Annotated in this window: 9 protein-coding genes; 5 read left to right on the forward strand and 4 right to left on the reverse strand. The window is 64.8% G+C overall.

Going from position 1 to position 14,969, the window contains the following annotated elements:
* The 4 genes from BM252_RS14005 to uraH form a co-directional block, all read right to left on the reverse strand.
* Positions 1-1,218, reverse strand: a complete 1,218-nt coding sequence (locus BM252_RS14005; RefSeq protein ID WP_093388281.1) for a type II secretion system F family protein — start codon at positions 1,216-1,218, stop codon at positions 1-3.
* Positions 1,219-1,228: 10 nt separating this feature from the next.
* A complete protein-coding gene (gene pilB, locus BM252_RS14010) occupies positions 1,229-2,953 on the reverse strand; it encodes a type IV-A pilus assembly ATPase PilB (RefSeq protein ID WP_093388282.1) in 1,725 nt (574 codons plus the stop codon).
* A 165-nt stretch (positions 2,954-3,118) separates the two neighbouring features.
* Complete coding sequence (locus BM252_RS14015) at positions 3,119-4,405, reverse strand: HlyC/CorC family transporter (protein ID WP_093388283.1); 1,287 nt, start codon at positions 4,403-4,405, stop codon at positions 3,119-3,121.
* A 192-nt stretch (positions 4,406-4,597) separates the two neighbouring features.
* On the reverse strand, positions 4,598-4,948 hold the full coding sequence (gene uraH, locus BM252_RS14020; RefSeq protein ID WP_093388284.1) for a hydroxyisourate hydrolase: 351 nt from the start codon (positions 4,946-4,948) through the stop codon (positions 4,598-4,600).
* A gap of 123 nt (positions 4,949-5,071) precedes the next feature.
* On the opposite strand from uraH, the gene puuE reads away from it, so the two are divergent.
* The 5 genes from puuE to BM252_RS14045 all read left to right on the forward strand — a co-directional run bounded on the left by puuE (position 5,072) and on the right by BM252_RS14045 (position 14,955).
* Positions 5,072-6,025, forward strand: a complete 954-nt coding sequence (gene puuE / locus BM252_RS14025) for an allantoinase PuuE (RefSeq protein ID WP_093388285.1) — start codon at positions 5,072-5,074, stop codon at positions 6,023-6,025.
* 9 nt (positions 6,026-6,034) lie between these two features.
* Entirely contained in the window at positions 6,035-7,345 is a 1,311-nt protein-coding gene (guaD, locus tag BM252_RS14030; protein ID WP_093388286.1) for a guanine deaminase, read from the forward strand.
* Between the two features lie 31 nt (positions 7,346-7,376).
* Positions 7,377-8,816 carry an adenosine deaminase family protein gene (locus BM252_RS14035; protein WP_093388287.1) on the forward strand — a complete coding sequence of 480 codons (1,440 nt, stop codon included), beginning with the start codon at positions 7,377-7,379 and terminating at the stop codon, positions 8,814-8,816.
* 869 nt (positions 8,817-9,685) lie between these two features.
* Entirely contained in the window at positions 9,686-13,063 is a 3,378-nt protein-coding gene (locus BM252_RS14040; RefSeq protein ID WP_342742509.1) for a TonB-dependent receptor, read from the forward strand.
* Between the two features lie 203 nt (positions 13,064-13,266).
* A complete protein-coding gene (locus tag BM252_RS14045; protein WP_093388289.1) occupies positions 13,267-14,955 on the forward strand; it encodes a bifunctional metallophosphatase/5'-nucleotidase in 1,689 nt (562 codons plus the stop codon).
* Positions 14,956-14,969 lie beyond the last annotated feature (14 nt).

The following is a 14,969-nucleotide window of genomic DNA, read 5'->3' on the forward strand; positions in this document are numbered from 1 at the left end:
CTACACCACCGAGCCGAGCTTGAAGATCGGCAGGTACATCGCCACCACCAGGCCGCCGATCAGCACGCCCAGGATGACCATGATCAGCGGCTCCATCAGGCTCGACAGCGAGGCCACCGCCTCGTCGACCTCCTCCTCGTAGAAGTCGGCCACCTTGCCCAGCATGGCGTCGAGCGAGCCGGACTCCTCGCCGATGGCGACCATCTGCGTCACCATGTTGGGGAACACGTCGGCGTTCTGCATCGCCACCGTCAGGCTGGTGCCGGTGCTGACTTCGTTCTGGATGCGCCGCGTGGCGTCCAGGTAGACGGCGTTGCCGGCGGCGCCGCCGACCGAGTCGAGCGACTCGACCAGCGGCACGCCGGCGGCGAACATGGTGGCCAGGGTGCGGGTCCAGCGGGCGATGGTGGCCTTGCGGATCACCTCGCCGAAGATGGGCAGCTTGAGCAGCAGAATGTCCATGTTGCGCTGCACCTTGGGCGAGCGCTGCCAGGCCTGGAAGAAGAAGTACACGCTGCCGAAGATGCTGCCGAAGATCAAATACCAGTAGCGCACGAAGTACTCGGAGACGGCCATGACGAACAGCGTCGGCGCCGGCAGGTTGGCGCCGAAGCTGGCGAACACCTCCTTGAAGGCCGGCACCACCCAGATCATGATGACGGCCGTGACGATGAAGGCGATGGCCAGGATCGACACCGGGTACATCAGCGCCGACTTGATCTTGGCCTTCATCGCCAGGGTCTTTTCCTTGTAGATCGCCAGCCGGGTCAGCAGGTCCTCCAAAATGCCGGCCTGCTCGCCGGCGCCGACCAGGTTGCAGAACAGTGGGTCGAAGTACAGCGGGAACTTGCGGAAGGCCTGGTTCAGGCTGGTGCCGGTCTCGATGTCGGCGCGCAGGTCCATCACCAGCTTGGACACGGACGGGTTGGAATGGCCCTTGCCGACGATGTCGAACGATTGCAGCAGCGGCACGCCGGCCTTCATCATCGTCGCCAACTGGCGGGTGAACAGGGAGATGTCCTTGTCGGTGATCTTCTTGCCGCTGCGGTAGACCTTCTTCTTGACCTTGGTCACCATGATGCCCTGCCGCCGCAGCGTCACGTTGACCACGGCCTCGCCGCCGGCGCGCAGCTCGCCGCGCACCGTCTTGCCGCTCTTGTCCTTGCCCTCCCAGGCGAAGACCGATTCCTTGACCTGGTTGCCGCTCGATGTCGCCATGGTGCCTGTCCTATTCGTTGGTGCAGCCCAGCACTTCCTCCAGGCTGGTCAAGCCGTTCCTCACCTTCACCAGGCCGGACTTGCGCAGCGATTTCACCCCCTCGCTCTCGGACTGGGCGGCGATCTGCATGGCGTTGCCGTTGGCCAGGATCAGCGCCTCGATGGCCGGCGTGATCGGCATGATCTGGTAGATGCCGACCCGGCCCTTGTAGCCGCCGCCGTTGCAGCGCTCGCAGCCGACCGGGCCGTAGGGCTTCCAGCTGCCGTCGAGCTCGTCGGCGCGGAAGCCGGCCTTGAGCAGCAGCGCGTCGCCGATCTCGACCGGCTGCTTGCAGTTGCACAGGCGCCGCGCCAGCCGCTGCGCGGTGATCAAAATCACCGACGAGGCGATGTTGAACGGCGCCACGCCCATGTTCATCAGCCGCGTCAGGGTCGACGGCGCGTCGTTGGTGTGCAGGGTGGAGAACACCATGTGGCCGGTCTGCGCCGCCTTGATGGCGATGTCGGCCGTCTCCAGGTCGCGGATCTCGCCGACCATGATGATGTCCGGGTCCTGCCGCAGGAAGGACTTGAGCGCCACCGGGAAGGTCAGGCCGGCCTTGTCGTTGACGTTGACCTGGTTGACGCCGGGCAGGTTGATCTCGGCCGGGTCCTCGGCCGTGGAGATGTTGATGCCCGGCTTGTTGATGACGTTCAGGCAGGTGTACAGCGACACCGTCTTGCCCGAGCCGGTCGGCCCGGTCACCAGCACCATGCCGTAGGGGCGCTGGATGGCGTCGAGCAGCAGCTCCTTCTGGTCCGGGTCGTAGCCGAGCGCGTCGATGCCCATCTGCGCCTGGGTGGCGTCGAGGATGCGCATCACCGTCTTCTCGCCGAACAGGGTGGGCAGGGTGCTGATGCGCAGGTCGATGGTTTTGGTCGGCGAGACGATCAGGCGCATGCGGCCGTCCTGCGGCACGCGCTTCTCCGAAATGTCGAGCTTGGCCAGCACCTTGATGCGCGACACCAGCTTCTCCTTGATCGAGATCGGCGGCTGGGCGTGCTCCATCAGTATGCCGTCGACGCGGAAGCGGATGCGGTAGAACTTCTCGAACGGTTCGAAGTGCAGGTCGGAGGCGCCCATGTTGACGGCGTCCATCAGCATCTTGTTGAGGAAGCGCACGATGGGCGCGTCCTCCACCTCGTTGGCGCCGGGGTCGGGCGCGGCGGCGCTGTCCTCCTCGGCGAACTGGATGTCCTGCTCGTCGCCGATCATGTCGTTGATGCTTTGCTCGGTGTTCTTGTTGAGCGCCGCCAGCAGGTTCAACAGGGCGTCGTGGGCGACGATCACCGGCTCGACCGAGGACTCGGTCTGGAACTTGATCTGGTCCAGCGCCTGGATGTTGGTGGGGTCGGAGATGGCCACCGACATCCTGTTGCCGCGCTTGGACAGCGGCACCACGCGCTGGCTCTGCATCAGGCGGTGGTCGATCACCTTGGGCGGCAGCGCCTCCAGGTTGACGCTGTGCAGGTCGAGCAGGGGGTAGGCGAAGGTTTCCGAGCAGAATAGCGCCAACGCGCGCGCGTCGATCGCGCCGCTGGCCAGCAGCACGTCGATGAAGGCCTGCTTATCGTTGCCGGCTTTTTTGTGCAGCGCGTCGGCCTGGGGCGCGCTGAGGCGCCCGGCCTGAAGCAAGGCCCGCGCCAGCCCCGGCAGGGCGGTGCTGGGCGTGGCGTTGGGAATGACTGCTGCCATGGATGCGCGCCATCAGGAAGACTTCGGTGGGAGAGTTGCTGCGCCGGCAGGGCCGGTCGTCAACGCTCCATCCGATGATGCCCCCGGGGTTGCGCTTTGTAAAGCATTTGTCTCTTAGACGAAACAATCGTGCGCGCCGGCACCGGCGTCGGCGGGGGAGCGGCCTCAGGCGCGCTTGCCGCCGGCGCGTATCAATTTGACCACCTTGATCGATTGGTTCTGCACCTGCACCACCTCGATCACGCAGTTGCCGGCCTTGACGCTGATCGGCGACTCGGGGATTTCCTGCAGCAATTCCAGCATCATGCCGTTCAGCGTCTTCGGGCCGTCCAGCGGGAAGCTCAGGCCCAGGCGCTTGTTGATGTCGCGCAGCGCCGTGGCGCCCTCGAGCAGGCACTCGCCCTGTTCGTTCCAAGCGAAGCTGTCGGCCCGGGCGGCGCCCGGCATCGAGGTGGTGAACTCGCCGATCATCTCCTCGATGATGTCGTCCAAGGTCACCAGGCCCTGCACCTCGCCGTACTCGTCGACGATGATGCCGAGGCGTTCGCGGTTTTCCTGGAAATATTGCAATTGGGTAAACACGCCGGTGTCCTGCGGAATGAAGTAGGGCGTGCTGAGCAGGGCGCGGAAGTGCTCGGTGGTCAGCTCGTCCTCCCGGTTGAGCAGGGCCACCGCCTTGCGCACGTGCAGGATGCCGATGATCTGGTTGATCTCGCCCTCGTAGACGGGCAACTTGTTGTGGTAGCAGGTGGTCAGCTCGTGCTTGATCTCGTCGACCGGCAGCGACAGGTTGAGCGCCTCGATCTGCGAGCGCGGCGTCATGATGTCCTCGACCGAGATGGTTTCCAGGTCGAACAGGTTGAGCAGGATGCTCTTGTGCTTTTGCGGGATGAAGTTGCCGCCCTCGAGCACGATGGAGCGCAGCTCCTCCGGCGACAGGCGGGCGTCGTGCAGGTGGGCGCCCGCCTTGATGCGGAACAGCTTGAGCACCAGGCCGACGAACAGGTTGACGAACCAGATCAGCGGCTTGGCCAGCGCCATCAACGGTTTCAGCACCATGGCGGTGGGCAGGGCGATCTTTTCCGGGTAGCTGGCGCCGATCACCTTGGGCGAGATCTCGGCGAAAACGATCAGCAGGAAGGCCACCACGCCGGTCGAGATGGTGATGACGTTGTCGTCATTGCCGAAGGTTTCGATGGCGATGGCCGTCACCAGGGCGGTGGCCATGGCGTTGAACAAGGTGTTGGCGATCAGAATCAGCGACAGCAGCTTGTCGGTGCGGTCGAGCAGCCACAAGGTGGTGATGGCGCGGCGGCTGCCGCGTTTGGCCATGTGGCGCAGGCGATAGCGGTTGGCCGCCATCAGCGCGGTTTCGCCCATGGCAAAGAACGCCGAGCAGAGGATCAGGAGGGCGAGCGCAAGAAATTGCACCCATAACGGTACGGTATCCAAGGCTCACCGTAAAGAAACTTGCGTGGGAAACTGGTCGGCCAGAAGTCGGCGCCGGCCCAGACGGCATGGCCGAATAGGTGGCCACAGAGGCTTGAATTCTAAGGCAAGGGCCGCTTCCATGCAAGTTTGCCTATATTGGGCGGCCCATGAGCGGGCCGCGCCGGGCGCTTGGCGACGCCGTCGGCGGCCGCCTTAGCTGCCCCGGTAGGTCGAGTAGGCCCAGGGCGACACCACCAGCGGCACGTGGTAGTTCTGCATCGCGTCGGCGATGCCGAAGGCCAGCGTGACCTGGTCGACGAAGCGCGGCGAGGGCAGCTCCACGCCCCGCGCGGCGAAGTAGTCGCCGGCCTTGAAGACCAGCTCGTACTTGCCGACCTTCATCGTATCGCCCTCCAATAAAGGGGCGCAGCGGCCGTCGGCGTTGGTGACGTCCGATTTCAACAACACCTTGCCGGCCTCGTCGACCGCGTACAGGGCCACGCTGACGCCGGCGCCAGGTTTGCCCACGGTGATATCGAGCACGTGTGTACTAAGCTTTCCCATGATCCGTCCTATATGTTTGAGTGAAACTGCTTATTCAGCAAATCATATACCGATGCTAGTGAGGCAATATATGATGGGACGTATATTCTCCATTGCCATTGTCCCCATTCCTTTTCGACCCAGATGACTACCTACGACAACTATCCGCGCGACATGATCGGCTACGGCGCCAAGCCTCCCCACGCCCAATGGCCCGATCGTGCGCGCATCGCCCTGCAATTTGTTCTCAACTACGAGGAGGGTGGCGAGAACAATGTGCTGCACGGCGACGCGGCGTCGGAAACCTTCCTTTCGGAGATGATCGGCGCGGCCGCCTTCCCGGCCCGCCACCTGAGCATGGAATCGATCTACGAATATGGTTCGCGCGCCGGCCTGTGGCGGTTGCTGCGCATGTTCGAGGAGCGCAAGCTGCCCTTGACGGTGTTCGGCGTGGCCATGGCGCTCAAGCGCAACCCCGAGGCGGTGGCCGCCTTCCAGCAACTGGGCCACGAGATCGCCTGCCACGGACTGCGCTGGATCAGCTACCAGAACATGGACGAGGCGGACGAGCGCGCCCACATGCACGAGGCCGTCGCCATCATCAAGGAATTGACCGGCAGCACGCCGCAGGGCTGGTACACGGGCCGTGATTCGCCCAACACGCGCAAGCTGGTGGTCGAGCACGGCGGCTTCCGCTACGACGCTGACCACTATGGCGACGACCTGCCGTTCTGGCAACAGATCGCCTACACCGACCCCGCCGGCCGGGCCGCCGTGGCGCCGCAGCTGATCGTGCCCTACACGCTGGACACCAACGACATGCGCTTTGCCGCCATGCAGGGCTTCAACTCCGGCACCCAGTTCTTCGACTATTTGAAGGACGCCTTCGACGTGCTCTACGCCGAGGGCGACCCGAACGGCCTGAACCAGCCGAAGATGCTGTCGATCGGCATGCATTGCCGCCTGCTGGGCCGCCCGGCGCGGGCCGCCGCGCTGGCGCGCTTCCTCGACTATGTGCAGGGTCACGACCAGGTCTGGATCACCCGCCGCATCGACATCGCCGAGCATTGGCACGCCACCCATCCTTTTACGGGATAGACGCACACCATGTCCAGCACCCAACCGCAAGCCTACCGCGCCAGCTTGCTGCATTTCCACGCCGATCCGGCCTTCCACGCCGACGCCCACGCCTGGCACGAGGACGGCCTGCTGGTCGTCGCCGACGGCAAGGTGCGGGCGGCTGGCGACTACGCCAGCCTGCACGTCACGCTGCCGCCCGGCTGCACGGTGCACGACTACAGCGGCAAGCTGATCATGCCCGGCTTCATCGACACCCACGTCCACTACCCGCAGACCGAAATGATCGCCTCGCCGGCGCCCGGCCTGCTGCCCTGGCTGGAAACCTACACCTTCCCCACCGAGCGCCGCTTCGACGACCCGGCCCACGCCGCCGACGTGGCCGAGTTCTTCCTCGACGAGCTGCTGCGCTGCGGCACCACCACGGCGATGGTGTATTGCAGCGTGCACGCCGCCTCGGTCGACGCCTTTTTCGCCGCCAGCGAAAAGCGCGACCTGCGCATGGTGGCAGGAAAAGTCCTCATGGACCGCAACTGCCCCGAGTTCCTGCGCGACACCGCCGAGTCCGGCGTGAGCGACAGCGAGGCGCTGATCCAGCGCTGGCACCGGCGCGGCCGCGCCTTGTACGCCATCACGCCGCGCTTCGCGCCCACCTCCAGCGACGCACAGCTGCGCCTGGCCGGCGAACTGGCGCGCGCCTACCCGGACACCTTCGTGCAGACCCACGTGTCGGAGAACCGGGACGAGTGCGCCTGGGTCCAGCGCCTGTTCCCGCAGGCGCGCAGCTACCTCGACGTCTACGACCAGGTCGGCCTGCTGCGCCCGCGCGCCATGTACGGCCACTGCATCTGGCTCGACGACGGCGACCGCGCCCGCATGGCCGACAGCGGCGCGGCGGCGGCCGTCTGCCCGACCTCCAATCTGTTTTTGGGCAGCGGACTGTTCGATTTCGACCGCGCCGACCGGGCCGGCATGCTGCTGTCGCTGGCCACCGACGTCGGCGGTGGTACTTCTTTTTCTATGTTGCAAACAATGAATGAAGCCTATAAAGTAGCGCGACTGAGCGGCAGTTACTTGCCCGCCCTGCGCATGTTTTATCTGGCGACCCTGGGCGCGGCCCGCAGCATGCAACTCGAAGGCACGATCGGCAACTTCGCCGCCGGCGCCGAGGCCGACTTCATCGTCCTCGACGCCCAAGCCACGCCGCTGCTGCAACGGCGCAGCGCCCATTGCGACAGCCTGGAAGAGTTGTTGTTCGCGCTGGCGCTGCTGGGCGACGACCGCGCCGTGGCGGCCACCTATGCCGCCGGCCGCCGCGTGCACGCGCGCGAGGCCGCCTGAAACCCATCCACCTCCACCTTGAGAAGAGCCCATGCAAAAGAAAATCGCCAGCCTGATGGTCACCGCCGCGCTGTCCGCCATGGTCGTCCTGCCGCTCAGCGCGCAGGCGGCCAGCAACGCGGAACTGACCCGCCGCCACTTCGCCGCGCTGCTCGCCGCGCCCCAGCCCAAGCTGGCCGAGCTGACCATGTTCTTCACCCTGATGCCCAAGGGCGGCGACCTGCACCACCATTATTCCGGCGCCATCTACGCCGAGCAGTATCTGGAGTGGATCGACAAGCAGAACTACTGCGTCAACCAGGCCAGCTACCAGATCGAAACCCACACCCCGGCCGGCGACTGCGTCAGCGGCTCGGCCGTGATGAACAACAACACCCTGCTGGCCCAGTTGCTGCAGCGCTGGTCGGACAAGGACTTCTACAACCACAGCACGCAGCAGTCGCCGCCGGACCGCCAGTTCTTCGACACCTTCGGCTACTTCGGCCCGATCTCCTCGTTCAACACGGCCGACGGCCTGCAGCGCCTGAAGCAGCGCGCCATCCAGGAAAACCTCAGCTATATCGAGACCATGTTCCACTCGGCGCCGATGGTGAAGAACCCGCAGTTCGACCAGCACGCCATCGCCGGCGGCGTCAACGACGCCATGCTGGCCGCCTTCAGCGCCGAGCTGGAACAGGACAAGTCCTTCAACGACGGCATCACCAGCTACCTGGACGACGTCAACACCGGCGGCGCCGGCATCGACGACGCCCAGTTCACGCTGCGCTACCAGTCCTTCGTGGTGCGCCTGTTGTCGCCGTCGCAAGTGTTCTCGGCCATGCTGTCGAGCTTCAAGCTGGCCAGCCAGAGCCCGAAGATCGTCGGCGTCAACATCGTCGGCCAGGAGAGCGTCAACGTCTCGATGCGCGACTACCTGTTGCACATGCAGATGTTCAAGTTCCTCAAGGCAAAGTATCCGAAGGTTAACCTTGCGCTGCACGCCGGCGAGCTGGCGCTGGGCGTGGTGCCGCCCGAGGGCCTGACCTCGCACATCAAGGACGCCATCGACGTCGCCGGCGCCCAGCGCATCGGCCACGGCATCGACATCGCCCACGAGAGCAATCCGCTGGCCATCATGAAAAAAATGCGTGACCAGAAGATCGCCGTCGAGATCAACCTGAGCAGCAACGACTTCATCCTCGGCGTCAAGGGCGAGGCCCACCCGATCACCATGTACCGCAAGTACGGCGTGCCCTTTGTCATCTCGACCGACGACGCCGGCGTGTCGCGTAACAATCTGTCCGGCGAGTACGTGCTGTTCGCCAGCCGCTACAAGACCGATTATGCCGAGGTCAAGAAACTGTCATATGACAGCCTGCGCTATTCCTTCCTGGCCGGCGACGACAAACAGCGCCTGTTGAAGGCGCTTGACGGCAAGTTCGCGAAATTTGAGGCCGAGATCGCCGCGGCCGGGCAGAAATCGAAGAAGTAATCTGGTCGAGGTTCAGTACGGAAAACCCGCCGGCGCCAGCGCCGGCGGGCGAAATAGCAACACTAGATGACAGGCAAGCCGCCTTTTCATCCGTGCGCACGAGGAACGGCCGTTCCTTGTCATAAAATTCATCTTCATCCACCGCCTTGCCGCCGGCGCCACCCTGTGGCCCACAAGCGACACAAAACTGGTGGACTGCCTCTAGCTTTGAATATTTTCCACATGAAACAAATTCAAGTACGCAAGGCTCATTTATAATCCCGCCCTTGCGCGCCCCGGCGACCTCCAAAAGAGGGCGCCAGCCGGGCACATTTATATGTTTTTCATATAAATTCGTAAATTAAATCGTATTTGTCATGGGGTTTGCACTTAATGCATAGTGGGATGAAATGATCCAAAAAGGCAAGATTATTGCTTTTCCCACTGCAGGGCAGATCGATGGACGGCAGCGCCGGCATGGCCGGTTTGCTTGTCACAAAATTGTCATAAAGACGTCATAGCCCTGAAATATTGCACCGTTACACTTATGCGTTGCCCCAGAGGGAGCGACGCGTTTGATGGTGTATGTGCAAGAAATACGCATGAAGCGCGACGTTCGCCGCAATACGGGGGCGGTGCAAGGGGGCCGGTCGACACCAGATAGGGGCGCCGGCGCCGAATGGAAGAGGGTGTTACAGAATTTTTTGTCTTGGCACGAAGACAGACCGGCGCAGACCAGCGCAGGCCAGCGATGGGCCGGCCGACCAGTTGCAGCACAGTAAAGAGGGAACACCTGCCACCAGCATGGGTTCCAAACAACTATTAGTCTTTTTTGGGGTTATACAATGATCAATCACAAACGGCTTCGGCTAACGCAAATCGCGCTTAGCTTGTCTATCGCGCTTGCGGCAGCACCGGCCTTCGCCCAGAACACCACCTCGGCCATCGGCGGGCGCATCTTCGCCACCGACGGCAAACCAGCCGGTGGTGCCACGGTCACCGTCGTGCACACCGAATCGGGTTCGGTCAGCAACGTGGTCACCGACGCCGAAGGCCGTTACGTCGCCCGTGGCCTGCGCGCAGGCGGCCCGTACACGATCACCATCACCAAGAACGGCGTCAGCGAGAAGCGCGAGAACGTCTTCGTCCAGCTGGCCGAGACCGCCAACGTCGACGCCACCCTGGGCGCCCCGGCGATCCAGACCGTGACCATCGCCGGCATCGCCGGCGGCCGTTCGGACAAATTCTCCAAGACCACGATGGGCGCCGGCACCAGCATCAGCGCGACCGAACTGGCGATCCAGGGTTCGATCAACCGCAACCTGCAGGACTACGCCCGCACCGATCCGCGCGTCTCGCAGACCGACAAGGAGCGCGGCGAGATGTCCGTCGCCGGCCAGAACTCGCGCTACAACTCGCTGACCATCGACGGCGTGGCCGTCAACGACACCTTCGGCCTGGAGTCGAACGGCAGCCCGACCGCCAAGCAGCCGATCTCGATCGACGCCATCCAGTCGGTGCAGGTCAACGTCGCCAACTACGACGTCACGCAAAAAGGCTACACCGGCGGCAACATCAACGCCGTCACCAAGTCCGGCACCAACACCGTCAAGGGCAGCGTCTACTACGTCTTCCGCAACGACAGCATGGCCGGCGACCGCTATAACCTGAGCTCCGACAGCTACGCCGCGCCGGCCCCGTTCAAGGAAACCACCAAGGGCGCCACCGTCGGCTTCCCGCTGATCAAGGACAAGCTGTTCCTGTTCGCCGGCTACGAGAAGCTCGAGTCGACCCGCAGCGCGCCGTCGTTCGGCCCGATCGGCAGCTCGATGACCAACGTCGGCATCACCAACTCGGCCATCGCGTCCGCCCAGGACATCGCCAAGAACAAGTTCGGCTTCGACGCCGGCACCTCGGTGCCCGAGGGCAGCCAGCTGACCGTCGACGACACCCTGCTGAAACTGGACTGGAACATCAACGACGCGCACCGCGCCATGTTCCGCTACTCCAAGACCAAGCAGTCCGAGCCGGCGTTCTCCGGCCTGAACGCCAACACCATCTCGCTCAACTCGGAATGGTTCAACCAGGGCAAGACCATCGAAACCCTGGTCGGCCAGTGGACCGCCGACTGGACGCCGAACTTCTCGACCGAGTTCAAGGTCTCCTCGCGCGACTACGACAGCCTGCCCAACCTGAACGCCAAGCTGCCGTTGATCAACCTGCAGTTCACCGGTCCGACCCCGGCCGGCACGCCGGCCTCGGTGCCGGTCACCTCGCGCACCCTGCAGTTCGGCACCGACAACAGCCGCCACCGCAACGTCCTCGGCACCAAGACCAAGGACGCCTACCTGGGCGCCAACTGGTCGCTGGGCGAGCACGAAGTCAAGTTCGGCGGCGACTACCAGAAGAACGACGTGTACAACGCCTTCCTGCAGAACATCTGGGGCAACTACACCTTCTCCTGCGTGGCCCAGCCTTACAACTCGCTGCCGGCCAACTTCGACTGCGGCAAGAACACCCCGGCCACCGCCGCCCAGATCGAGCAAGCCGTGCTGGAAAACTTCAGCCGCGGCCGTCCATCGTCGTACTCGCTGCAAGTGCCTAACGCCGGCCGCACCCTGGACGACGCGGTCGCCAACTTCAGCATGAAAAACTACGGCGCCTTCGTGCAGGACACCTGGACCGTCAGCCCGCGCCTGACGCTGAGCTACGGCGTGCGTCTGGACGCGGCCCGCATCAGCGACCGTCCGCTGCGCAACGACGCCGCCGCGGCACCGGTGATCGCGGCGACGGCGGCGACCGGCGGTCGCCAGACCGGCGGCTTCGACATCGACAACACCAACACCTTCGACGGCGAAAACCTGGTGCAGCCGCGCTTCGGCTTCAACTACACCTTCGACAGCGCGCGCCAGATGCAAGTGCGTGGCGGCGCCGGCCTGTTCCAGGGCGCGGCGGCGACGGTATGGCTGTCCAACCCGTTCTCCAACACCGGCGTGGCCACCAAGACCCTGTCTTGCGGTTCCTCGACGGCGCCTTGCAACGGCGACAACAGCTTCTCGTCCGACATCAACAACCAGCCGACCAACGTCAAGGGTTCCTCGGCCATCGCCAACGTCGACGCCCTGGCCCCAGGCCTGCGCCAGCCGTCGGTGTGGAAATCGAACATCGCCTTCGACACCGAGCTGCCATGGTACGGCATCGTCTTCAGCGCCGAGTACCTGTACACCAAGAACAAGGACGGCATCTTCTACCGCAACCTGAACCTGGGCGCGCCGACCAAGACCGGCACCGACGGCCGTGCGCTGTACTACTCCGCCGCCGGCTTCAAGACCGATTGCTGGAACCAGTCGACCGGCGCCTCGATCAACACCGGCGCCTGCTCGAGCTTCGTGACCAAGGCGGGCAGCAACAACAAGTTCGGCAACGTGCTGCTGGCCGACAAGACCAGCAAGGGCGGCAGCAACCTGGCCACCCTGTCGCTGAGCCGTCCGATGACCTCCGGCCTCGGCTGGTCGGTCTCCTACACCTACACGGACGCCAAGGAAGTGTCGCCGCTGACCTCGTCGACCTCGGGTTCGAACTACAGCGCGCGCTCGATCTTCAACCCGAACGACGAAGCCAACGCCAATTCGAGCTACCTGGTCAAGGACCGCATCAACGCCCTGGTCAACTTCCAGAAGCGCTTCTTCGGTTCCTATAAAACCACCTTCGGCATGTTCTATGAAGGCCGCACCGGCAAGCCATACAGCTGGACCTACAACAACGACTTGAACGGCGACGGCATCGGCAGCAACGATTTGATGTTCATCCCGTCGGCACCAGGCTCCGGCCAGGTGGTCTTCGCCGGCGACGTCGGCGGCAGCCACGCCAACGAGGACAAGTTCTGGTCGGTGGTCAACGCCAACCCGTCGCTGAAACGCGCCGCCGGCGGCACCGTCCAGCGCAACGACAGCTTCTCGCCTTGGACCAACAGCTTCGACATGCGCATCGCCCAGGAGATTCCTGGTCTGTTCAAAAACAACAAGGCCACCTTCACCCTGGACATCTTCAACGTCGGCAACCTGCTGAACAAGAAGTGGGGCCGCATCAACGAGGTCGGCTTCACCGGCAGCGGCGGCCAGGCGCGCAGCTTCGTCGACTACGTCGGTCTGGACGCCCAGGGTCGCTACATCTACAAGGTGCGCGACAAGGTCGAGGACTACGACGTGCGCCAGGTCAAGGGCGAGTCGCAGTGGGCCATCCAAGCCACCGTCAAGTACGAGTTCTAAGCTCGTCGCCACGCTAGCGTGAACCAGGGGAACGGCCGATGGCGACATCGGCCGTTTTTTTATCCCCGCACCCCGCGACGCCACGGGGTCTGACCCCGTACGGGGTCAGACCCCTTTGCAGGGGGGGCGTCGCGCCAGGCCGCGACGCATCCTTTTTCCGGGGCTGGCTGTACAATATTCCCTTCTCTCCGACTCGTGATGCAATGAAAAAATACCTGAGCCCGATCGCCGCCGCCGCGCTGGCCGTCCTGCTGGCCGGCTGCGCCCACCGTCCGCCGCCGAACACGGTGGCGATCAACCTGGTCGGCCTGAACGACTTCCACGGCAACCTCGAGGCGGGCAAGTTCAGCAGCGCCGGCGGCCTGTTCGGCGGCCAACGCACGGTCCAGGCCGGCGGCATCGACACGCTGGGCGCGGCCCTGCAGGCCTGGCGCAAGGAGGACCCGGAACTGCTGCTGGTCGGCTCGGGCGACCTGATCGGCGCCAGCCAGTCGATGTCGGCGATGTGGGCCGACGAGCCGACCATCGTCGCGATGAACCTGCTCGGCCTGCGCGCCAGCTCGGTCGGCAACCACGAGTTCGACGCCGGCCGGGTCGAGCTGCTGCGCCAGCAGAAGGGCGGCTGCGCCTCGCCGCGCGCCGACAAGGCCTGCAAGTTCGCCGCCGACTACAGCGGCGCGCGTTTCAGCTACCTGGCCGCCAACGTCATCGACATGGTGACCAACAAGCCGGTGCTGCCGGCCTACCGCATCGAGCAGGTGCGCGGCGTGAAGATCGGCCTGATCGGCGCCGTGCTGCGCGACACCGTCGGCATGGTGCTGGCGTCCGGCGTGGCCGGGCTCAACTTCGCCGACGAGGCCGACTCCGTCAACCGCGTCCTGCCCGAGCTGCGCAAGCAGGGCGTCAACGTCTTCGTGCTGCTGATCCACCAGGGCGGCCACACGGTCGAGGCCTTCGACAAGGCCGAGTGCAGCCAGCTGCAGGGACCGCTGCTCGACATCATCAAGCGGCTCGACCCGGCCATCCGCCTGGTGGTCAGCGGCCACAGCCACACCGGCTACACCTGCCGCGTCGGCGAGCGCCTGGTGACCCAGGCCGACATGGGCGGGCGCGTGCTGACCCGCATCCAGCTGCAGGTCGACACCACCAGCAACACCGTGCAACAAGTCACCGCCCGCAACGTGGTGATGACGCCGGGCCAGTACCCGGCCGATCCGGCGCTGGACGCCTACCTGGCCCAGGTGCGCCAGCGCAGCGCGGCGGCGCTGGCGCAGCCGGTGGCCAAGCTGGCGCTCTCGCCCGTCACGCGCAGCCTCAACGAGCACGGCGAGTCGGCGCTGGGCGACCTGGTGGCCGACTCGATGCTGGTCGGCGCGCGCCACTTCGGCGCCCAGATCGCCTTCATGAACAACCACGGCATGCGCCAGGACCTGGCCGCCGGCGCCGGTCTGCCGGCCACGGCCGGCCAGGCCCAGGCCGTGCTGCCCTACAACAACGACCTGGTGGTGATGAACCTGACCGGCGCGCAGATCACCGCCCTGCTGGAGCAGCAGTGGGGCGGGCCGAAGCACGCCGCCCGCGGCCTGCTGCAGGTGTCCGAGGGCTTTTCCTACAGCTGGAAGCGCAACCAACCCGACGGCAGCCGCGTGGTGCCGGGCAGCGTGCTGCTCAACGGCGTGCCGCTCGACAACACCAGCTCCTACCGGGTCGCCACCAACGCCTTCCTGGCCGAGGGCGGCGACGCCTACCCGCTGTTCATCCAGGGCGGCAGCCGCGCCAACACCGGCATCCGCGACATCGACGCGCTGCGCAACTACCTGCGGATGCGCGAGCAGATCGGCAAGCCGGCCGGCAGCGCCGCGCCGCTCGGCCGCATCCAGAGCACCTACTAGCCCAGCCAACCCAA

The sequence above is a fragment of the Rugamonas rubra genome (genome assembly GCF_900114705.1).
GTDB lineage: Bacteria > Pseudomonadota > Gammaproteobacteria > Burkholderiales > Burkholderiaceae_D > Rugamonas > Rugamonas rubra.

Coding starts and splice junctions, on each gene's coding strand:
- BM252_RS14005 (WP_093388281.1), bottom strand. CDS start 1,218: ATGGCGACATCGAGCGGCAACCAGGTCAAGGAATCGGTCTTCGCCTGG.
- pilB (WP_093388282.1), bottom strand. CDS start 2,953: ATGGCAGCAGTCATTCCCAACGCCACGCCCAGCACCGCCCTGCCGGGG.
- uraH (WP_093388284.1), bottom strand. CDS start 4,948: ATGGGAAAGCTTAGTACACACGTGCTCGATATCACCGTGGGCAAACCT.
- puuE (WP_093388285.1), top strand. CDS start 5,072: ATGACTACCTACGACAACTATCCGCGCGACATGATCGGCTACGGCGCC.
- guaD (WP_093388286.1), top strand. CDS start 6,035: ATGTCCAGCACCCAACCGCAAGCCTACCGCGCCAGCTTGCTGCATTTC.
- BM252_RS14035 (WP_093388287.1), top strand. CDS start 7,377: ATGCAAAAGAAAATCGCCAGCCTGATGGTCACCGCCGCGCTGTCCGCC.
- BM252_RS14045 (WP_093388289.1), top strand. CDS start 13,267: ATGAAAAAATACCTGAGCCCGATCGCCGCCGCCGCGCTGGCCGTCCTG.